The sequence below is a fragment of the Streptomyces malaysiensis subsp. malaysiensis genome (assembly GCF_040653035.1).
GTDB lineage: Bacteria > Actinomycetota > Actinomycetes > Streptomycetales > Streptomycetaceae > Streptomyces > Streptomyces malaysiensis.
In genome coordinates this window covers 231,821-250,904 of record NZ_JBEZNG010000008.1, presented here as the reverse complement: position 1 = coordinate 250,904, position 19,084 = coordinate 231,821, and the positions used below count along the sequence as shown (strand labels likewise).

The following is a 19,084-nucleotide window of genomic DNA, read 5'->3' as shown; positions in this document are numbered from 1 at the left end:
GAACCGATGACCACCGACAAGACCCAGCCCACCGCCGTGAGCGAGGCCCAGGGCGGCGCCACCGCCCCGCGCACCACTCCGCTCCGCGTCCTCACCGCGGCCGGCGGCGCCGCCGCGGTCGCCTCCACCTTCCTCGCCTGGACCTGGACCGCCGAATTCCCCGGCGATCTGACCGTCTACGGCTACCCCGGCGGACTCCAGCTCCTCACCCTCGTCCTCGGAATCGCCACCGGCGTCTTCGCGCTGGCCGCCCTGGACCTGAAGGGCCTGCGCTGGCTGACCCCCAGTGGCTCCACCCAGGCCCTGCGGATGCTGGCCTTCGGCACCTTCGCCGTCACCTGGTTCACCGTCATCTCCATCGCCGTCGACCTGGACGGCCTGGTGAACCTCGAACCCGGCGGCTGGATCGCCGCCGTGGTGACCGCCGTCCCGGTGGCCACCACCTTTCTGCTCCCGGATGACAGCCGACCGCTGCGCCGCCCCAAGGAGCTGCCCTCCTGGGCCGAGATCCTGATCATCGCGGCGGTCTTCGCCCTCGGCCTCTATGTGGTCAACTACGGCATCCAGACCGACGCCGACCACCCCGAGCCGTTCATCGGCTATCTCATCGCCGTCGGGTTCGCCGCCGTGGCGCTCGTCAAGGCCGGGCTGGTCAGCCGGATCAGCGAGCTCACCAGCGCCTACCGCTCCACCACCCTGGTCGCCGCGCTGATCACCGCGATCGTCTTCCCGTTCTTCCAGGACAAGTCCAGCTTCACCGAACTCGGCGTCAACATCGCGATCTTCGCGACCGTCGCCCTCGGCCTGAACATCGTCGTCGGCCTCGCGGGCCTGCTCGACCTCGGTTATGTCGCCTTCCTCGGCGTCGGCGCCTACACCGCCGCCCTGGTCTCCGGTTCCACCGCCTCGACCCTCGACGTCAGGTTCCCCTTCTGGGCCGCCGTGATCACCGGTGGCGTGGTCTCCCTGATCTTCGGCGTGGTCATCGGCGCCCCCACCCTGCGGCTGCGCGGCGACTATCTCGCCATCGTCACCCTCGGGTTCGGGGAGATCTTCCGCCTCGCCATGCTGAACCTGGACGGCACCTCCGGTCCGTCGGTCACCAACGGCCCCGACGGCATCCCGAACATCCCCCCGCTGGAGATCTTCGGGTTCAACTTCAACGACGACCACAGCTTCGCCGGGCTCAACCTCGACTCCAACGGCAACTACTACCTGCTGATGCTGCTGGTCACCATCCTCGTCGTGCTGATCTTCAGCCGTGCGGGCAACTCCCGTATCGGCCGCGCCTGGGTCGCCATCCGCGAGGACGAGACCGCCGCCACCGCCATGGGCATCAACGGATTCCGGGTCAAGCTCATCGCCTTCGCGCTCGGCGCCACCCTCGCCGGAGTCGCCGGCGCCGTATGGGCCCACTTCCAGTCCACCGTCGTGCCCGAGCAGTACGTCTTCGCCGGCCCCGTACCGCCCAACTCCACCTTCCTGGTCGCCGCCGTCATCCTCGGCGGCATGGGCACCATCGGCGGCCCGCTGCTCGGCGCCACCCTGCTCTACCTGATCCCCAAGAAACTGGAATTCCTCCAGGACTACCAGCTCCTCGCCTTCGGTATCGCGCTCATCCTGCTGATGCGCTTCCGCCCCGAGGGAATCGTCCCCAACCGGCGGCAGCAGCTCGAGTACCACGAGACCGGTCAGCTCGACGTCCCCGGCGCGACCGGACTCAAGGACGGTGCCGTCGGCGTCACCAAGGCGGAGGCATGACAGAGATGACCACCACCACGACCTCCCCCGTGCTCACCGCCACCGGCGTCACCATGCGCTTCGGCGGGCTCACGGCCGTACGCTCCGTCAACCTCGAAGTCCACCCCGGTGAGATCGTCGGCCTCATCGGGCCCAACGGCGCGGGCAAGACCACCTTCTTCAACTGCCTCACCGGTCTCTACGTGCCCACCGAGGGCAGCGTCGCCTACCGGGGCACCGTGCTGCCGCCCAAGCCCCACCTCGTCACCCAGGCCGGCATCGCCCGCACCTTCCAGAACATCCGGCTCTTCGCCAATATGACGGTCCTGGAGAACGTCCTCGTCGGCCGCCACACCCGCACCAAGGAGGGCCTGTGGTCGGCCCTCCTGCGCGGTCCCGGCTTCAAGCGCGCCGAGGCCGCCTCCAAGACCCGCGCCATGGAGCTCCTGGAGTTCATCGGCCTCGCCGACAAGGCCGACCACCTCTCCCGCAACCTCCCCTACGGCGAACAGCGCAAGCTGGAGATCGCACGCGCCCTCGCCAGCGACCCCGGGCTGCTGCTGCTCGACGAGCCCACCGCCGGAATGAACCCCCAGGAGACCCGCGCCACCGAGGAACTGGTCTTCGCCATCCGGGACCTGGGCACCGCCGTGCTCGTCATCGAGCACGACATGCGCTTCATCTTCAACCTCTGCGACCGGGTCGCCGTGCTCGTCCAGGGCGAGAAGCTCATCGAGGGCACCTCGGACGTCGTCCAGAGCGATGAACGCGTCGTCGCCGCCTACCTCGGCACCCCCTTCGAGGGCGCACCGGGCGCGGAGGAGGCCGCCGAGGTCGAGGCCGCGGAGGCCGGGGCCACGACGGGGGCGACGCCGGACGAAGCCCAGCGGGGCACCACAGCACGTACGGAGGACGGACAGTGACCGCACTGCTCGAGGTCGAGGACCTCCGGGTCGCCTACGGCAAGATCGAGGCCGTCAAGGGAATCTCGTTCAGCGTCGAGGCCGGCCAGGTCGTCACCCTCATCGGTACCAACGGCGCGGGCAAGACCACCACACTGCGCACCCTGTCCGGTCTGCTCCAGCCGCTCGGCGGGGAGATCCGCTTCGACGGCAAACCGCTGCGGGGCGTCCCCGCACACAAGATCGTCGCCCTGGGTCTGGCCCACTCGCCCGAGGGACGGCATATCTTCCCGCGGCTGTCGATCGCCGAGAACCTCCAGCTCGGAGCGTTTCTCCGAAAGGACGCGGACGGCATAGCCGCCGATATCCGCAAGGCGTACGACCTCTTCCCCATCCTCGGCGAACGCCGCAACCAGGCGGCCGGCACCCTCTCCGGCGGTGAGCAGCAGATGCTCGCGATGGGGCGGGCGCTGATGTCCCGTCCCAAGCTGCTGATGCTCGACGAGCCCTCGATGGGCCTCTCGCCGATCATGATGCAGAAGATCATGCACACCATCGCCGAGCTCAAGGCCGAAGGCACCACGATCCTGTTGGTCGAGCAGAACGCCCAGGCGGCCCTGTCGCTGGCCGACCAGGGCCATGTGATGGAGATCGGCAATATCGTGCTGTCCGGGACGGGCGAGGCGCTGCTGCACGACGAGTCGGTGCGGAAGGCATACCTCGGCGAGGACTGAGGGCCGGGAGCCGATGGCTTGGCCAATGGCTTACGCGAACGGAAGGGGCCCGTACCGCCGAGACGGCGGTACGGGCCCCTTCGTTCCCCTACCTCTTCCTACTGCTCCTTGGCGGCCTTCTTCTCCGCCGCGTCCTCGATGACGGCCTCGGCCACCTGCTGCATCGACAGCCGGCGGTCCATCGAGGTCTTCTGGATCCAACGGAACGCGGCGGGCTCGGTCAGCCCGTACTGCGTCTGGAGAATGCTCTTGGCCCGGTCGACCAGCTTGCGGGTCTCCAGCCGCTGGGAGAGGTCGGCGACCTCCAGCTCCAGGGTTTTCAGCTCGGTGAAGCGGGAGACGGCCATCTCGATGGCCGGGACCACATCGCTCTTGCTGAACGGCTTCACCAGATACGCCATCGCCCCGGCGTCCCGGGCCCGCTCGACCAGCTCACGCTGGGAGAAGGCGGTCAGCATCAGAACGGGGGCGATACGGTCGGCCGCGATCCGCTCGGCGGCGGAGATGCCGTCGAGAACCGGCATCTTCACATCGAGGATGACGAGGTCGGGGCGGTGCTCCTGGGCGAGCGCGACAGCCGTCTCACCATCGCCCGCCTCGCCGACGACGGAGTACCCCTCCTCTTCGAGCATCTCCTTCAGGTCGAGGCGGATGAGCGCCTCGTCCTCGGCGATGACGACGCGAGTAGTGTGCGGCGGAATGTGCGACTGCTCGTCGACGGGCTCGGTGGCGCTCACGGGGCTCCTCGTTCCTGGCAGGTGCTGCACACTGAGCCTACCTAGCTGCAACGCCCGGCGGTCACCCGGTACACTGCTGATCAGCAACCTCGCCGGGTTGGCGGAATGGCTTACGCGGATGTCTCAAACACATCTGTCCGAAAGGACATGCGGGTTCGAATCCCGCACCCGGCACAAATCACACTAAGCGGACTTCCACCTTCGCGTGCACCTTGGGCATTCGACTCCCTGACTGGATGCTGTAGCACAGAGTTATGCCATGCATACGCATGGCACTGAAGTCCGGCAGAAGGCAATCATGCTACTGCGGTCGGGGGTCAGGAACGCGGACGTTGCCCGAGAACTCGGCGTACCAGTAGGGACGATCGGCCACTGGCTCCATCTCGATCGTGCGCGACACGGCACGCTCCCCGGCAAAACCCACCGACCATGTCCGCGCTGCGACGGCCGGGAACTCGATCACGCGGCCTACGCGTATCTACTCGGCTTATATCTCGGGGATGGCCACATCATCCAGTACTCCCAGCATCGCGCACCAAGCCTCATGATCGCGTGTAGCGAATCATGGCCAGGGCTCATAGATGAGTGCAAAGCAGCGATGCGTAGGGTCTTCCCTGACAACTCAGTCTGCCAGGCACGCAGACCAGGCTGCCGCAATGTGAAGGTCTTCTCCAAACACCTGTGGTGCGTGTTCCCGCAGCATGGACCGGGGAAGAAGCATGACCGCGTCATAGCGCTGGAGCCCTGGCAACAGTCGATCGTGGACGCACACCCGTGGAAGTTCATCCGTGGGCTCTTCCACTCCGACGGCTGCCGCATCACCAACTGGACCACCCGCCTCGTCGCGGGTGAGCGCAAGCGCTACGAGTACCCCAGGTACTTCTTCACCAACAAGTCCGACGACATCCGCAAGCTCTGCTCCGACACCCTCACCAAGGTCGGCGTCGAGTGGACGACCCTCGCCCGAGGCAGCGATCCGTTCAACATCTCGGTCGCCCGCCGCGCCTCCGTCGCCCTCATGGACAAGCACGTCGGGCCGAAGTACTGAGCCCAGTACTTCGGCCCCGAGGAGCGAGGCTCGGCTACCTCAGGTCGTCCGCGCCGATGTGGTGGACGCGGACCAGGTTGGTGGAGCCGGAGACACCGGGCGGGGAGCCCGCGGTGATGATGACCAGGTCACCCTTGCGGCAGCGGCCGAGGCGCAGCAGTTCCTCGTCCACCTGGGCCACCATCTCGTCCGTGGAGTCGACCATCGGACCGAGGAAGGTCTCCACGCCCCAGGTCAGATTGAGCTGGGAGCGGGTGCCCGGCTCCGGGGTGAAGGCCAGGAGCGGGATCGGGGAGCGGTAGCGGGAGAGGCGGCGCACGGTGTCGCCGGACTGGGTGAAGGCGACGAGGAACTTCGCGCCGAGGAAGTCGCCCATCTCGGCCGCCGCGCGGGCCACCGCGCCGCCCTGGGTGCGGGGCTTGCTGCGCTCGGTCAACGGGGGCAGGCCCTTGGCGAGGATGTCCTCTTCGGCCGCGGCGACGATGCGGCCCATCGTCTTGACCGTGACGATCGGGTACTTGCCGACGCTGGTCTCGCCCGAGAGCATCACCGCGTCCGTGCCGTCGATGACCGCGTTGGCGACGTCGGACGCCTCCGCCCGGGTGGGACGGGAGTTCTCGATCATCGAGTCGAGCATCTGGGTCGCGACGATCACCGGCTTGGCGTTCCGCTTGGCCAGCTTGATCGCGCGCTTCTGGACGATCGGCACCTGCTCCAGCGGCATCTCCACGCCGAGGTCGCCGCGGGCGACCATGATGCCGTCGAAGGCGTCGACGATCCCTTCGAGGTTCTCCACCGCCTGCGGCTTCTCGATCTTGGCGATGACGGGGAGCCGGCGGTCCTCCTCGTCCATCACCCGGTGGACATCCACGATGTCGTTGCCGTTGCGGACGAAGGAGAGGGCGATGACGTCGGCGCCGATGCGCAGCGCCCAGCGCAGGTCCTCGATGTCCTTTTTGGACATCGCGGGGACGGAGACGGCCACACCGGGGAGGTTGAGCCCCTTGTGGTCGGAGATCATCCCGCCCTCGATGGCGATGGTGTGCACCCGGGGGCCGTCGATGTCGACGACCTCGAGGGTGACCCGGCCGTCGTCGACGAGGATCCGCTCACCCTTGCTGACGTCGCCGGCCAGCCCCTCGTAGGTGGTGCCACAGCGGAACCGGTCGCCCTCGATGGGCTCGACGGTGATGATGAACTCGTCCCCGCGTTCAAGGAGCACGGGGCCTTCACGGAAACGGCCGAGCCGAATCTTCGGGCCTTGAAGGTCGGCGAGGATGCCGACGCTGCGGCCGGTCTCCAGCGAGGCTTTGCGCACTCGCCGATAACGCTCCTCGTGCTCGGCATAGGTGCCGTGGCTGAGGTTGAAGCGGGCCACATCCATTCCGGCCTCGATGAGTGCCTTGATCTGCTCGTACGAGTCGGTGGCGGGTCCCAAAGTACAGACGATTTTTGCTCGGCGCATGATGTCGAGCCTATGACTTACCGGTGAGTAAAGAACCGAGAACTTCACACTCCTCCATGGCCTTTGGATGGCAAGTTATTGACAACTAATGAAACGTGCGCAGGGGTGCTCCGATGAGCGTTCCGGAGGGTGGCTTCAGGGCTCGAACGGAGGGCGTTTTCAGAGCTCGGGAGGGGTCATGGTGAAGCGCGCGTTGACATGCGCGTACACCGTCTGGCGCTGCGGTTCGAGGTCGAGCGCGGCGGGCTCCCGTTCGGCGGGGCCGCCGTAGCCGGACCGGGTGCGCGGGGCGGCGACGGCCACGGGCTGGAGCGGGCCCTGCTCGGCCTCGAGATCGGCGAGCTCGGTGAGCGCCACCAGCCGGGCGCCGAGCGCCCCGGCGTACTCCCGGGCCCGCTGCACCGCCTCGCGCACCGCCTGCTGCCGGGCCCTGCCGTAGGCGGGCGAGTCGGGGCGCAGCCCCCACCAGGGGCCGTCGACACGGGTGAGGTCGAGGTCGGCCAGGCGGCTGGTGAGCTCGCCGAGGGCGGTGAAGTCGCCGAGGGTCGCGGTGAGGTGCACCCGGCCGTGGTAGGCCCGTACGCGCTCATGGCGGCCCTTGGGGCTGATCTCGGGGGTGACCGAGAAGGCGCCGGTCTCCAGCTTCTCGACCGCTTCGCCGTAGGGCTTCACCAGCGCGAGCACCTGGTTGTTACGGCGGGTGAGGTCGTCGACCGCGGCGCGCCGGTCGACGCCGCGGGCGCTGACGGTGATGGTGAGCCGCGCGATCTCGGGGTCGACCTCCAGGACCGCCTCGCCCCGGACGGCGACGCGCGGGGTGTCGGGGGTGCCGTAGGGCACGGAGGCGGCGCCGGGCCGCGGCGGCGGGCCGGGCTGGGCGGACTCGGCGGGCTGGGCGGACTCGGCGGGCTGGTCCATGGCGGCTCCTGGTCCGGATGTACGAGGGGTGGTGCTCGGAGCGTACGGCGCCCGGCCCCTCGGCGGAGTGGGATGACCCGGCCGTCAGCGGGGTGGGATGACCCGGCCGTGGGGCGGGCGCTCGGCGTCGAGGGCGAGCGCGGTGTCCACGAGCCGTGAGCGGTCGAGGTCGGCCATCCGGTCCAGCTCGATCCAGGCGGCCAGGTCGGTGGAGCCGTTCACCTCATGGCGCAGTTCGCCGCCGGTGACCCGGGCGGCGTAGACGATCCGCACCCCGTGGAAGTCCGCGTCGTGGGTCAGCCATCGCGGGTGGCGCTGGTGGAGGGTGTCGATGCCGAGCAGCCGTTCGATCTCGACGGTGTAGCCGGTCTCCTCCTCGACCTCGCGCACCGCCGCGTCGTAGGGGTCCTCGCCGTGCTGGAGGCCGCCGCCGGGCAGCGTCCACTGCTTGCCCTCGCCACCGGCCCAGCGGGCGAGGAGGATCTTTCCGTCCTCGACGCAGACGGCGTACGCGCCGACGCGCAGATGTCGTTTGACCATCCCTCAAGGATGCCGGGCGGGCGACGGGCGGAGCCGGCCGGCAACCCGATCGCAACCTGCCGGGGGTGGTGCGGAGCGGTGCGGCTGGGCCAGAATCTACGCGCGTTGTGCCCATTTCGCAGGTATCTCAGGGGAGATCAGCCATGCCGCTCAACCGTCGGAAGTTCCTCGGCCGCACCGCGGCGACCAGCGCGGGGGCCGCCCTCGCCGCCGCCGCGGCCACCGTCCCGGCCGAGGCGAGGGGCCAGGAGCGGCCCCCGCGGCGGTACGCCTTCACCGTGATGGGCACCACCGATCTGCACGGAAACGTCTTGAACTGGGACTACTTCACCGACGCCGAGTTCGACGACTCGGCGCACAACGATGTGGGCCTGGCGAAGATCTCCACACTGGTCGACCAGGTCCGGAAGGAGAAGGGGCGCCGCAATACGCTGCTGATCGACGCGGGCGACACCATCCAGGGCACCCAGCTGTCGTACTACTACGCCAGGGTGGACCCGATCACCGGAGCGAACGGCCCGGTGCACCCGATGGCGCAGGCCATGAACGCGATCGGCTATGACGCGGCGGCGCTGGGCAACCACGAGTTCAACTACGGCATCCCGGTGCTGCGGAAGTTCGAGGAGCAGTGCGACTTCCCGCTGCTGGGGGCGAACGCGCTGGACGCCAAGACGCTGCGGCCCGCCTTCCCGCCGTACTGGATGACCCGGCTGCGCACCCCGTTCGGACGGGATGTGAAGGTGGCGGTGCTGGGGCTGACCAATCCGGGCATCGCGATCTGGGACAAGGTCAATGTGCAGGGGAAGATGACCTTCCCGGGCCTGGAGGAGCAGGCCGCGAAGTGGGTGCCGCGGCTGCGGTCGATGGGCGCGGACGTGGTGATCGTCTCGGCGCATTCGGGGACCAGCGGCACCTCCAGCTACGGCGACCAGGTGCCCCATGTGGAGAACGCGGCGGCGCTGGTGGCCGAGCAGGTGGCGGGGATCGACGCGATCCTGGTGGGCCACGCGCATCTGGAGATACCCGAGTCGCGGGTGGTCAACAAGGAGACCGGACGCGAGGTCGTGCTGTCCGAGCCGCTCAAGTGGGGTCAGCGGCTCACCCTCTTCGACTTCGAGCTGGAGTGGGAGCGGGGCCGCTGGCAGGTGGCGTCGGTGTCGGCGAAGGTGCTGAACTCCAGCACGGCCGAGGAGGACCCGCGGATCGTGCGGCTGCTCGGCGATGAGCACGAGAAGGTCGTCGGCTATGTGAACCAGGTGATCGGCACCTGCTCGGAGGCGATGGCGGCGACCGAGGCGCCCTACAAGGACGCGCCGATCGTCGACTTCATCAACCATGTGCAGTCGGAGACGGTGAAGGCGGCGCTGGCGGGGACGGAGTACGCGGCGCTGCCGGTGCTCTCGCAGGCGTCCTGCTTCTCCCGTACGGCGGCGATCCCGGCCGGGGAGGTCACGATCCGGCAGGTGGCGGGGTTGTATCCGTTCGAGAACACCCTGGAGGCACGGGTGCTGACCGGCGCCCAGCTCAAGGACTATCTGGAGTTCTCGGCCCGCTACTACGTACAGACCCCGGCCGGCGGCGATGTGGACCCGGCCAAGCTGACGAACGCCTCGGGCACCCCGGACTACAACTACGACGCGGTCGGCGGCCTCACCTACGAGATCGACATCGCGAAGGCGCCGGGTTCGCGGATCGCGGGGCTGAGCTTCGACGGCAAGCCGATCGACGAGAAGGCGCAGTTCGTGCTGGCGGTCAACAACTACCGGGCGAGCGGGGGCGGCAACTTCCCGCATGTGGCCACCGCGAAGCAGGTGTGGGCCAATTCGGAGGAGATCCGGAACACGATCATCGCCTGGGTGCAGGCGAAGGGGACGATCGATGTGTCGCGGTTCGGGACGGTGGACTGGAAGCTGACCCGCGACGGCGCTCCGGTGTTCTAGTTGTCGTAGTTATTCCAGTTATTCCAGTTGTTCTAGTTCCTTCCGGCGTTGAGGGGGGTGCGCTGGTCGGGGAGGTGCGGGCTGCCGATGACGCTCCCGCACCGCCCCGACGGCTGGAGGCCGAAGGCGGTGAACGCGGTGCGCGACGGCAGCGGGTAAGCGGGCTTCGCGAGCAGCGAGTTGAGGATGGTGGCGGAGCGCCAGGCGGCGAGGCCGAGGTCGGGGGCGCCGACGCCATGGGTGTGGCGCTCGGCGTTCTGGACGTACACCGCGCCCTTGATCATGGGGTCCAGGACCAGGCGGTGGTCGGCGTCGACGCGGGGGCGCTCGGAGGCGTCCCGGCGGATGTAGGGGTCGAGGGCGGCGAGGAGGGTGTCGACACGGCGCTCGCGGTAGCCGGTGGCGAGGACGACGGCCTCGGTGGTGTGCCGGGCCCGGGTGCCCTGCTCGATGTGTTCCAGGTGGAGTTCGAGGCGGGCGGCGGCGATACGGCCGGCGGTCCGGACGCTGACACCGGGGGTGAGAACGGCGCCGGGCCAGCCGTCGGAGTGGAGGGCGCGGCGGTAGAGCTCGTGGTGGATGGCGTCGAGGGTCTCGTGGGCGATGCCCTTGTAGAGCTGCCACTGGCGGGGCAGCAGCTGATCGCGGACGGGCTCGGACAGGGTGTGGAAGTAGCGGGTGTAGTCGGGGCTGAACTGCTCCAGGCCCAGCTTGCCGTACTCCATGGGTGCGAAGGCGGGGGTGCGGGCCAGCCAGTGGAGCCCTTCGGCGCCGAGGGGGCGATTGCGCAGCAGGTCCAGGAAGACCTCGGCGCCGGACTGGCCGGAGCCGATGACGGTGACATGGCCGGTGGCCAGGAGCCGCTCGCGGTGTTCGAGGTAGTCGGAGGAGTGGAGGACGGGGACGTTGGGGGCGTCGGCCAGGGGGCGCAGGGGCTCGGGGACATACGGTTCGGTGCCGACGCCGAGGACGAGGTTGCGGGCGTAGGCGCGGCCGAGGGTCCGGCCCTCCTCGTCGGTCCCGGCGGTGGCGGGCGCATGGGGGTGGGCGTCGGCGGCCCCGGCCGGGCCGAGCCGGGTGAAGTCGATTTCGAACAGCTCGTATTCGTGGTCCCAGCGCACGGCGTCGACGCGGTGGTCGAAGTGGAGCCCGGGGAGCTGCTGGCTGACCCAGCGGCAGTAGGCGTCGTACTCGGCGCGCTCGATGTGGAAGCGCTCGGCGACGTAGAAGGGGAAGAGCCGCTCATGGGCCTTGAGGTACTGGAGGAAGGTCCAGGGGCTGCCGGGGTCGGCGAGGGTCACCAGATCGGCGAGGAAGGGGACTTGGACGGTCGCGCCGTCGATGAGGAGGCCGGGGTGCCAGTGGAAGGCGGGCCGCTGTTCGTAGAAGGCGGTGCGCAGGGCGGGGACGCCGTGGGCGAGGGCGGCGAGGGAGAGGTTGAACGGGCCGACGCCGATACCGACCAGGTCCGCGGGCCGGTCGGCGGCGGTGGGCTCCGTGTCAGGGGTGGACCCCGCGGCGGGGGCGGGATCGGCGGCGGGGCTGGGGGGTTGTGCGGTGCTCATGGGGTGGTGTTGCCTTCCACGAGTTCGAGCAGCCCGCGCAGATCGCCGAGCTGGATATGCGGGTTGAGAACGGTGGCCTTCAGCCACAGCCCCTCGGGGGTGGTGGCGCGGCCGAGGACGGCCGCGCCGTGGTGGAGCAGGCGGCGGCGCAGCGCGGCCACGGCGGCGGGCCCTGCCCCGGTGGGGCGGAAGAGGACGGTGCTGAGGGTGGGGCGGGCGTAGAGCTGGAGCCCGGGGCGGGTCTCGATGAGATCGGCGAGGTGCTGGGCGGCCGCGCAGACATGGTCGACGAGGTCGCCGAGGCCGCGTCGGCCGAGCGCCCGCAGGGTCACGGCGATCTTGAAGATGTCGGGTCGACGGGAGGTGCGCAGGGAGCGGCCGAGCAGATCGGGCAGGCCCGCTTCGGTGTCGTCGTCGGCGTTGAGGTAGTCGGCCCGGTGGGCCAGAGGGGCGAGCGCGGCGCCGTCGGGGACGGCGAGGAGGCCCGCGGCGACCGGCTGCCAGCCGAGCTTGTGCAGATCGAGGGCGACGGTATGGGCGCGGTCGAGTCCATGGAGCCGCTTGTGGAGGGTGTCGCTGAAGAGCAGGGGCGCGCCGTAGGCGGCGTCGATGTGGAGGGTGGCGGCGTGGTGGTCGCATACGTCGGCGATCTCGGGGAGCGGGTCGATGGCTCCGGTGTCGGTGGTACCGGCGGTGGCGACGACGAGGGTGGGGGCGTCCGGCAGCCGGTCGAGGGCGGTATGGAGCGCGGCCGGGTCGAGGACGCCGGTGGGGGTGGGGAGGGTGTGCGGCGCGGGGAGCCCGAGGAGCCAGGCGGCGCGGTGGATGCTGTGGTGGGCGTTGCCGCCGCACACCACGCGCAGCGTCCCCGGCCCGCCCATACGCCGCGGCCCGGCCTCGCGTACGCCGGGGGCCGCACCGCGGGCGGCCGGGGCGGCGTCCGGAGCATGGGCCGTTTCGCGGGCGGGGACGGTGTCGTGAGGGTGAGCGGTGTCACGGGGGTGGGTGGTCTCGTGAGGGCGGGCCGTGTCGTGAGGGCGGGCGGTGTCGCGGGCGCGGGCCTGTTCCCGGGCGAAGAGCAGGGCGAGATGGTTCGATTCGGTGCCGCCGGTGGTGACGAGGGCGTCGGGGGCGGGGCCGTGGGGGTGGACGAGTTCGGCCAGGGCGCGGCAGGTGAGTGCCTCCAGCGCACAGGCGGCCGGGGCCTGGTCCCAGGAGTCGAGTGAGGGGTTGAGGGCGGAGACCGCGAGGTCGGCGGCGGTGGCGACGGCGAGCGGCGGACAGTGCAGATGGGCGGTGCAGCGGGGGTCGGCGGGGTCGGCGGCGCCGTAGGCGAGGGCACGGACGAGGGTGCGCAGCGCGTGGTCGGGCCCCTCCCCCTCCTCGGGGATGAGCGGCCGGGCCGCATCTCGTATCCGCCGGGCCACCGCGGCCGGCCCCCCGGACGGGAGCGGCCCACCGCGGTCGGCGGCGCCGTGAGCGAGGGCGTCGAGGACGGTGTCGACCATCGGGCGGAGCGCCCCCGGTCCGTCATGGCCCCCGGCGAGGAGGCGGGCGGTTCCGGATGCGGGCACGGGCATGGGTGTGCCCCTAGGGGGTGTCTGGGAGTCGGGCAGGTGGAAGCGGTCGGGCGGCGGTCAGGGCTGCCTAAATTACTTCGCGCGCCAACCGTCGGATCCGGGGTCGGCGGGAAGTGCACCCATACGTGGTACAGCCCGGCCGCGCGGATTGATCCGCGCGGCCGGGCCACCCCTCGCTCGCCGCCTCGTCCGGCCCGATCGGTTACTCGATGTGCCCGGTCTCGGGGTCCACCTGGCCGAGGAAGTCCCGTGCGGCCGCCTCCAGTTCCCGCGTGCTCAAGGAGTCGGCTCCGTGCACACCGGTGGTGAAGCCGTATCCGGGGTTGGGCCCGGTCAGCCAGGTGAAGTCGTACGTCCCGGGTTCGCCGGGGCGCTCATGGACGTCGAACCCCTCCCCGTCAACTGTCAGTGTCCACCGGCGCGTTCCTCGTTCCATGCCCATCAGTCTGCGGCACGAGCCGACCACTCGTCCTGGCCATTCCGTGACGTAGCCTGCCGACCCGCCCCGGGCCGCCGTTGCCCCGGTGTCGTCCGGGTCGCGTCGGTGGGCGGCCCGGACGACGGCGGGGTGGCGGGGCGAGCAGGCGCCCCGCCGCCCCACGCCCGGGGTGGCTACTCCCCCTGCTTCTCCCGTACGCGCAGGGCGCGCCGCAGGTCGTCGATCTGGTCGGCGAGTCGGCGTCGGAGGGAGGGTACGGCGTCGGGGGAGGCGAGGCACTCCTCGCCCAGACGCAGGGTTTCGGCGTCCACGGTGCTCGGGAAGCCGAAGCGGGCGACGGTGTCGGCGATGGCGGGGCCGCGGCGGGCGCCCAGCGCGACGGCGGCCGGGAAGTAGCGCGGCACATAGTCGGCGAGGACGTCATGGTGCTCGGGCTGCCAGAACCCGGCGACGGTCGCGGTGACCAGGTAGTTGGAGAGCTCGCCCGGCTGCTCCTCGCCCTCCCGGCCGTCCTCCTCGGCCTCGAAGAGGATCCGCCAGGCGGCCTCCTTGGCGGCGGCGTCCGGCAGGGCGGCCCGGCAGCGGGCGGCGCCCTCCTGGCCGGTGGCGCTGGAGTCGCGGGCGAGTTCGGCGTCGATGTCGGCGGGGCCGACGGCGCCGAGGACGGCGAGGCGGCCGAGGATCTGCCAGCGCAGTTCGGGGTCGAGGGCGGGGCCACCGGGGACGGTGTCGCCGTCGAGCCAGTCGCTGAGCTCGGCGGGCGCGGTGGCGCTGCCGATGAAGGTGCGTACGGCGGCGAGCCGCAGCCCGTCCCCGGAGCCGTCCTCGGTGCGGCGCAGCAGATCGCGGCAGGTGGCGCTGATGGTGGCCAGGGCGGCGGGGCGGCGCTCCGCGGGGAGGTAGTGGTCGGCGATCTGGGTGCGGGCGAAGGCGAGGACGCCCTGGACGATCGCTATGTCGGTCTCGTGCGGCAGATGGGCGCGGGCGGCGTCGAGGTAGTCGGTGGGCGGGAGGTCGCCGTCGCGCACCATGTCGCGGGCGGCGTTCCAGACCACGGCGCGGCCGACGGCGTCGGGGAGGCCGGACAGGGCGCGGTGGACGGCCTTCCAGGAGCCGGGGTCGAGCCGGATCTTGGTGTAGGTGAGGTCGCCGTCGTTGAGCAGCAGCAGATCGGGGCGGGGCCCGGTGAAGGAGAGGCTGAGGCCGGGTTCGGCGCCGTCGAGTTCGGCCTCGACGCGTTCGCGCAGGACCAGCTGGTGCGGGGCGGCGGGCGCGTGGTCGTAGAGGCCGATGGCGATGCGGTGCGGGCGCCGGGTGGGAGCGTCCCCGTCCGGGCCGCCGCCCTGGTGGCGGATCTCGGCGCTCCAGCGGTCGCCGTTGGCGGTGACGACGGGGGCGAGGGTGTCGACGCCGGTGGTGCGCAGCCAGCGGTCGGCCCAGGCGTGGACGTCGCGGCCGGAGGAGCGGGCGAGGGAGTCGATGAAGTCGGCGAGGGTGGCGTTGCCGAAGCGGTGCCGGGTGAAGTGGTCGTTGATGCCGTCGAGGAAGGTCTTCTCACCGAGCCAGGTGACGAGCTGGCGCAGCGCGGAGGCGCCCTTGGCGTAGGAGATGCCGTCGAAGTTGAGGCGGGCGGCGGCGGTGTCGGGGACCAGCTCGGGCGCGGGGGCGACCGGGTGGGTGGAGGGGCGCTGGTCGGCGTCGTAGCCCCAGTTCTTGCGGCGGACGCCAAAGTCGGCCCAGGTGTCGGTGTAGCGGGTGGTCTCGGTGAGGATCTGGTAGCCCATGTACTCGGCGAAGGACTCGTTCAGCCAGATGTCGTCCCACCACTTCATGGTGACCAGGTCGCCGAACCACATATGGGCCATCTCATGCGCGATGACCATGGCGCGGGTCTGGCGCTCGGCGTCGGTGACGGCGGAGCGGAAGACGAATTCATCACGGAAGGTGACCAGGCCCGGGTTCTCCATGGCACCCGAGTTGAACTCGGGGACGAACGCCTGGTCGTAGGAGTCGAAGGGGTAGGGCTCCTCGAAGATCTCGTGGTAGCGGTCGAAACAGCGCCGGGTGATCTCGAAGAGCTCGTCGGCGTCGGCCTCCAGGTGGGGCGCGAGCGAGCGGCGGACATGCAGCCCGAAGGGGAGTCCGGCGTGCTCGGTGCGCACCGAGTGGTACGGGCCCGCGGCCAGGGCCATCAGATAGGTGCTGATGGGCGGGGTGGGCGCGAGCTGCCAGCGGCCCTCGGCGGGGGCGCCGACGCGGGTGGCGACGCCGTTGCCGAGGACGGTCCACTCGGGCGGGGCGGTGACGCGGACGTCGAAGACGGCCTTGAGGTCGGGCTGGTCGAACGCGGCGAAGACGTCGTTCGCGTCCGACATGCAGCACATGGTGTAGAGGTACGTCTCGCCGTCGGCGGGGTCGGTGAAGCGGTGCATACCCTCACCGGTGTGGGAGTAGCGCATATCCGTCTCGACGCGCAGCTCGTGCTCGCCCTCGTCGAGGCCGGTGAGCGGCAGCCGGCCGCCCGCGAGCGCCTCCGCGGTCTCGCCGGTGAGGTCGAGCTCGCGGCCGTCGAGTACGGCGCGGTGGAGTGCGGCCGGCATGAGCTCGGCGAAGGTGTCCGCGCCCGCCTGGCGCGCGCTGAAGCGGATGGTCGTGGTGGAGCCGAAGAGCTCCTCCCCGCGGGTGAGGTCGAGGTCGATGGTGTAGCGGTGGACCTCGATCAGGCGGGCTCGGATCTGCGCTTCCTCGCGCGTCAGTACGGACATGGGGACATGCTGCCCTACGTGCGGTGGGCCGCACACGCGTGGGAAGTGGTTCCCCGGCGCGGACGGCCGCCCGGGCGCACTACCGGAGTCGTCGGGCGCACTACCGGAGTGCGCCCTCGGAGCCCTTGTCGGAGCGGGCGATGGTCTCGTGGTGCCGGATGACCTCGGCGATGATGAAGTTGAGCAGCTTCTCGGCGAAGCCGGGGTCCAGCTTGGCGCTCTCGGCGAGCTGCCGCAGCCGGGTGATCTGGCGCGCCTCCCGGGCCGGGTCGGCCGGGGGGAGCCGGTGGGCGGCCTTGAGGTGGCCGACCTGCTGGGTGCATTTGAAGCGCTCGGCAAGCATATGGACCACGGCCGCGTCGATGTTGTCGATGCTGTCGCGCAACCGGGTCAGCTCGTCGAGGACGGCCGGGTCGATGGCCTCGGTCTCTCCCGGCGTCACCGGCTGCCCGGCGGTGTGGTCACTCGTGCTGTGCGTCATGTCTCCCGAGAGTACTTTTCCCCGGCGCCCGGTTCCCCTCCGGGGCGCTTCGGCCCCGGGCCCCGGACCGCCCCGACCCCTGTGGGGGGTTTCGGATCCGGCCCTCGAGGGGCCGGAAGGGGGCGGGGCGGTCATGAGGGCCTGTCCCGGTACGGCGCCTCCACCGATGAGGAGTCGCCTGGGCGGGGGGAGGTTCCACTTCCGGTCCGGCTTTTCGGGGTTTCCGGCCCGGCCTTCAGCGCGGCTTCAGACCGGGCTTTGCCTCTGGCTTCCAGCCCGGTTCCTCGGACGGCATCGATATGCGCCTCCGCGACATGAGGGGCCCGCGACATGCGGGGCTCCGCCCTGGACCCCGGGGTCCAGGCCCGGATTTCTCTCCGGCCTCCGCCCGGGCTGTTCCCCATGGCTTCCGGCCGGGCTTTCCTGACGGCCTCCGGCCCGGCCATCCCCATGGCCCGTTCCGGGCGGAGCCGTTCCGGGCCGGGGGGTGTTCGGCGGATCGGTGCCTGCGGCGGGCCGTTCCCCTTCCCGCCCCCTCCCACGGCTGGGGCTCCGCCCCTGGACCCCGGGGTCTGGGGGCGGAGCCCCTGTAACGGGAAGGGGCGGGGAGGGGAGAGATCCGCCGGACACCCCATAGGGTCCCCATATGATCGCGACGCTCCAGTGCACCGTCATCGACTGTCCCGACCCCGCCGCGCTGGCCGCCTTCTATGGGCGGATCCTGGGCTGGCGGGTGAACGACAGCGATCCCGAGTGGGCGACCCTGACCGCCGAGGACGGCCGGCGGCTGGCCTTTCAGCTGGCGCCGGACCACCAGCCGCCGCAGTGGCCGGATCCGGCCTATCCGCAGCAGATCCATCTGGACTTCGACGTGGACACGCGCGAGGACGCGGAGCGCGCGCGGCGGGAGCTGATCGAGCTCGGCGCGACGTTTCTGCGCGACAGCGGCGGGGAGCGCTCGGGTTTCCAGGTCTTCCAGGATCCGGCCGGACACCCGTTCTGCATCTGCTACGGGCAGACGGAACAGAACTGATCGGGCTGATCGGGCTGACAGCGCTCATGAAACCAGGCGAGCCGACCCAGCCGACAGACCCGGCAGAGCCGACCGGGGTCGGCCCGATGGCCGGGCCCCGGTCGGCTCTCGGTGGAGTCGAGGCTGAGGAGGGGTCAGCCGCCGAGCTGGGTCGCGCCCGCCTTGATGTCCTTGGCGAAGGTGCTCACCTCGGTGTAGACACCGGGCTTGCCGGGCCGTGCGCAGCCCTCGCCCCAGCTGACGATGCCGACCTGGATCCACTGGCCGCTGTCGTCCTTGCGGAACATCGGGCCGCCGGAGTCGCCCTGGCAGGTGTCCACGCCGCCCTCGGCCATCTTCCCGGCGCAGATCTCCTCGCCGGTGACGAGCTCGTCGTACGCGGACTTGCAGGTGGCGTCGTCGACGAACGGCACGCTGGCCTTGAGGAGGTAGCGCTGCTGGCCGCCGCCCTCGACGGCGGCGCCCCAGCCGGCCACGGTGAAGTCGCCCTTGTTGTACGCCGTGGTCTCGGCGATCTTCAGGGTGGGCTGGTCGATCGGCTTGGCCAGCTTGATGAGCGCCCAGTCCTTGCCGGTGCCGTTGTAGCCGGGGGCCTGGAGCACCCGGGTGGACTTGACCTTGATGGCGCTGGAGCTCTGGAGGTCGACGACGCCCGCGGTGGCGGTGATGGAGGTGTCGGCGCCGCTGCCGTCCACACAGTGGGCGGCGGTGAGCACGATGTCCTGGGTGTAGAGCGCGCCGCCACAGCCCATGGACAGCCGGACCATGAAGGGGAATTCGCCCTGGGCGGCGCGGGTGCCGCCGACGACGGAGGGGCTCGGCTCGGGGCCGGTGGGCTGGGCGTTGGCGCTGCCGGGGGTGAGGCTGAAGGCTGTGAGGGCGACCGCGCCGAGGGCCGAGGCTCTCTTGATGTGCTTCAGGGTCTTCCGCAACGGACTGTCCTTTCGTGGGGGGTTCGGTGCGCATGTCAGGCTCATGCCAAGCTCGAAATGCGGCTGCGCCGCACGCCAAAAATCCGGAAACCTCTCCGAAATCCCATGGATGAGCCGGTAAAACGCCCTGTGATTATGTGGAGCGGGTCAACGGGGTGACAAGGGTCGGTTTCAAGCCAGCGCGGCCTACCCACCGCCCGGCCGAACGACCGTAAGGTTGAAGTGAGACAGGGCGCACGGCTGGCGACGGGCACGGGGTGACGGC

At 70.6% G+C, this 19,084-nt stretch carries 16 protein-coding genes and 1 tRNA gene; 7 read left to right on the top strand and 10 right to left on the bottom strand.

Features of this window, described 5'->3' with window-relative positions; genetic code table 11:
* Positions 1-6: 6 nt before the first annotated feature.
* Genes AB0E24_RS18920 through AB0E24_RS18910 form a run of 3 tightly spaced genes read left to right on the top strand, consistent with a single transcriptional unit; the run spans position 7 to position 3,376 of the window.
* Positions 7-1,761 carry a branched-chain amino acid ABC transporter permease gene (locus tag AB0E24_RS18920; RefSeq protein ID WP_359378315.1) on the top strand — a complete coding sequence of 585 codons (1,755 nt, stop codon included), beginning with the start codon at positions 7-9 and terminating at the stop codon, positions 1,759-1,761.
* Positions 1,758-2,663 (top strand): ABC transporter ATP-binding protein, encoded by a 906-nt coding sequence (locus AB0E24_RS18915; protein ID WP_102934287.1) that lies wholly within the window; start codon positions 1,758-1,760, stop codon positions 2,661-2,663. The genes AB0E24_RS18920 and AB0E24_RS18915 overlap by 4 nt, the downstream gene beginning before the upstream one ends.
* Entirely contained in the window at positions 2,660-3,376 is a 717-nt protein-coding gene (locus AB0E24_RS18910) for an ABC transporter ATP-binding protein (RefSeq protein ID WP_069870037.1), read from the top strand. Before AB0E24_RS18915 ends, AB0E24_RS18910 begins: the two co-directional genes overlap by 4 nt.
* A 98-nt stretch (positions 3,377-3,474) precedes the next feature.
* Here the strand turns inward: AB0E24_RS18910 and AB0E24_RS18905 are convergent, their stop codons facing one another.
* Entirely contained in the window at positions 3,475-4,113 is a 639-nt protein-coding gene (locus AB0E24_RS18905; RefSeq protein WP_347235090.1) for an ANTAR domain-containing response regulator, read from the bottom strand.
* Between the two features lie 91 nt (positions 4,114-4,204).
* Between AB0E24_RS18905 and AB0E24_RS18900 the strand changes: the two genes are divergently transcribed.
* Together AB0E24_RS18900 and AB0E24_RS18895 are read left to right on the top strand one after the other, a co-directional pair.
* Positions 4,205-4,287: transfer RNA gene (locus tag AB0E24_RS18900), tRNA-Leu, on the top strand.
* Between the two features lie 85 nt (positions 4,288-4,372).
* On the top strand, positions 4,373-5,161 hold the full coding sequence (locus AB0E24_RS18895) for a sigma-70 region 4 domain-containing protein (RefSeq protein WP_359378311.1): 789 nt from the start codon (positions 4,373-4,375) through the stop codon (positions 5,159-5,161).
* 34 nt (positions 5,162-5,195) lie between these two features.
* Here AB0E24_RS18895 and pyk read toward each other — a convergent pair whose 3' ends face one another.
* The 3 genes from pyk to AB0E24_RS18880 form a co-directional block, all read right to left on the bottom strand.
* Entirely contained in the window at positions 5,196-6,626 is a 1,431-nt protein-coding gene (gene pyk / locus AB0E24_RS18890) for a pyruvate kinase (RefSeq protein WP_069870043.1), read from the bottom strand.
* Between the two features lie 159 nt (positions 6,627-6,785).
* A complete protein-coding gene (locus AB0E24_RS18885) occupies positions 6,786-7,544 on the bottom strand; it encodes an SIMPL domain-containing protein (protein ID WP_359378307.1) in 759 nt (252 codons plus the stop codon).
* A gap of 84 nt (positions 7,545-7,628) precedes the next feature.
* Positions 7,629-8,084 carry an NUDIX hydrolase gene (locus AB0E24_RS18880; protein WP_069870045.1) on the bottom strand — a complete coding sequence of 152 codons (456 nt, stop codon included), beginning with the start codon at positions 8,082-8,084 and terminating at the stop codon, positions 7,629-7,631.
* 143 nt (positions 8,085-8,227) lie between these two features.
* Between AB0E24_RS18880 and AB0E24_RS18875 the strand changes: the two genes are divergently transcribed.
* Positions 8,228-10,024: a bifunctional metallophosphatase/5'-nucleotidase gene (locus AB0E24_RS18875; RefSeq protein ID WP_069870047.1), complete on the top strand. Its 1,797-nt coding sequence runs from the start codon at positions 8,228-8,230 to the stop codon at positions 10,022-10,024.
* Between the two features lie 32 nt (positions 10,025-10,056).
* Here AB0E24_RS18875 and AB0E24_RS18870 read toward each other — a convergent pair whose 3' ends face one another.
* The 5 genes from AB0E24_RS18870 to AB0E24_RS18850 all read right to left on the bottom strand — a co-directional run bounded on the left by AB0E24_RS18870 (position 10,057) and on the right by AB0E24_RS18850 (position 16,854).
* Entirely contained in the window at positions 10,057-11,589 is a 1,533-nt protein-coding gene (locus AB0E24_RS18870; protein ID WP_359378304.1) for a lysine N(6)-hydroxylase/L-ornithine N(5)-oxygenase family protein, read from the bottom strand.
* Entirely contained in the window at positions 11,586-13,169 is a 1,584-nt protein-coding gene (locus AB0E24_RS18865) for a pyridoxal phosphate-dependent decarboxylase family protein (protein WP_359378301.1), read from the bottom strand. Before AB0E24_RS18865 ends, AB0E24_RS18870 begins: the two co-directional genes overlap by 4 nt.
* A 202-nt stretch (positions 13,170-13,371) precedes the next feature.
* Positions 13,372-13,605 carry a hypothetical protein gene (locus tag AB0E24_RS18860; RefSeq protein WP_232564430.1) on the bottom strand — a complete coding sequence of 78 codons (234 nt, stop codon included), beginning with the start codon at positions 13,603-13,605 and terminating at the stop codon, positions 13,372-13,374.
* Between the two features lie 176 nt (positions 13,606-13,781).
* Positions 13,782-16,373: an aminopeptidase N gene (gene pepN, locus AB0E24_RS18855; RefSeq protein WP_069870054.1), complete on the bottom strand. Its 2,592-nt coding sequence runs from the start codon at positions 16,371-16,373 to the stop codon at positions 13,782-13,784.
* Positions 16,374-16,473: 100 nt separating this feature from the next.
* Positions 16,474-16,854 (bottom strand): chorismate mutase, encoded by a 381-nt coding sequence (locus AB0E24_RS18850; RefSeq protein ID WP_173963311.1) that lies wholly within the window; start codon positions 16,852-16,854, stop codon positions 16,474-16,476.
* Between the two features lie 646 nt (positions 16,855-17,500).
* Here AB0E24_RS18850 and AB0E24_RS18845 point away from each other — a divergent pair.
* Positions 17,501-17,887 (top strand): VOC family protein, encoded by a 387-nt coding sequence (locus AB0E24_RS18845; protein WP_069870056.1) that lies wholly within the window; start codon positions 17,501-17,503, stop codon positions 17,885-17,887.
* A 134-nt stretch (positions 17,888-18,021) separates the two neighbouring features.
* Here the strand turns inward: AB0E24_RS18845 and AB0E24_RS18840 are convergent, their stop codons facing one another.
* Complete coding sequence (locus AB0E24_RS18840; RefSeq protein ID WP_069870059.1) at positions 18,022-18,819, bottom strand: S1 family peptidase; 798 nt, start codon at positions 18,817-18,819, stop codon at positions 18,022-18,024.
* Between the last annotated feature and the right edge of the window lie 265 nt (positions 18,820-19,084).

Bases quoted from the DNA above. Each gene is read 5' to 3' on its own strand.
- AB0E24_RS18920 (WP_359378315.1), top strand. From the start codon at position 7: ATGACCACCGACAAGACCCAGCCCACCGCCGTGAGCGAGGCCCAGGGC.
- AB0E24_RS18915 (WP_102934287.1), top strand. From the start codon at position 1,758: ATGACAGAGATGACCACCACCACGACCTCCCCCGTGCTCACCGCCACC.
- AB0E24_RS18895 (WP_359378311.1), top strand. From the start codon at position 4,373: ATGCATACGCATGGCACTGAAGTCCGGCAGAAGGCAATCATGCTACTG.
- pyk (WP_069870043.1), bottom strand. From the start codon at position 6,626: ATGCGCCGAGCAAAAATCGTCTGTACTTTGGGACCCGCCACCGACTCG.
- AB0E24_RS18885 (WP_359378307.1), bottom strand. From the start codon at position 7,544: ATGGACCAGCCCGCCGAGTCCGCCCAGCCCGCCGAGTCCGCCCAGCCC.
- AB0E24_RS18880 (WP_069870045.1), bottom strand. From the start codon at position 8,084: ATGGTCAAACGACATCTGCGCGTCGGCGCGTACGCCGTCTGCGTCGAG.
- AB0E24_RS18875 (WP_069870047.1), top strand. From the start codon at position 8,228: ATGCCGCTCAACCGTCGGAAGTTCCTCGGCCGCACCGCGGCGACCAGC.
- AB0E24_RS18870 (WP_359378304.1), bottom strand. From the start codon at position 11,589: ATGAGCACCGCACAACCCCCCAGCCCCGCCGCCGATCCCGCCCCCGCC.
- AB0E24_RS18865 (WP_359378301.1), bottom strand. From the start codon at position 13,169: ATGCCCGTGCCCGCATCCGGAACCGCCCGCCTCCTCGCCGGGGGCCAT.
- AB0E24_RS18860 (WP_232564430.1), bottom strand. From the start codon at position 13,605: ATGGAACGAGGAACGCGCCGGTGGACACTGACAGTTGACGGGGAGGGG.
- pepN (WP_069870054.1), bottom strand. From the start codon at position 16,373: ATGTCCGTACTGACGCGCGAGGAAGCGCAGATCCGAGCCCGCCTGATC.
- AB0E24_RS18850 (WP_173963311.1), bottom strand. From the start codon at position 16,854: ATGACGCACAGCACGAGTGACCACACCGCCGGGCAGCCGGTGACGCCG.
- AB0E24_RS18845 (WP_069870056.1), top strand. From the start codon at position 17,501: ATGATCGCGACGCTCCAGTGCACCGTCATCGACTGTCCCGACCCCGCC.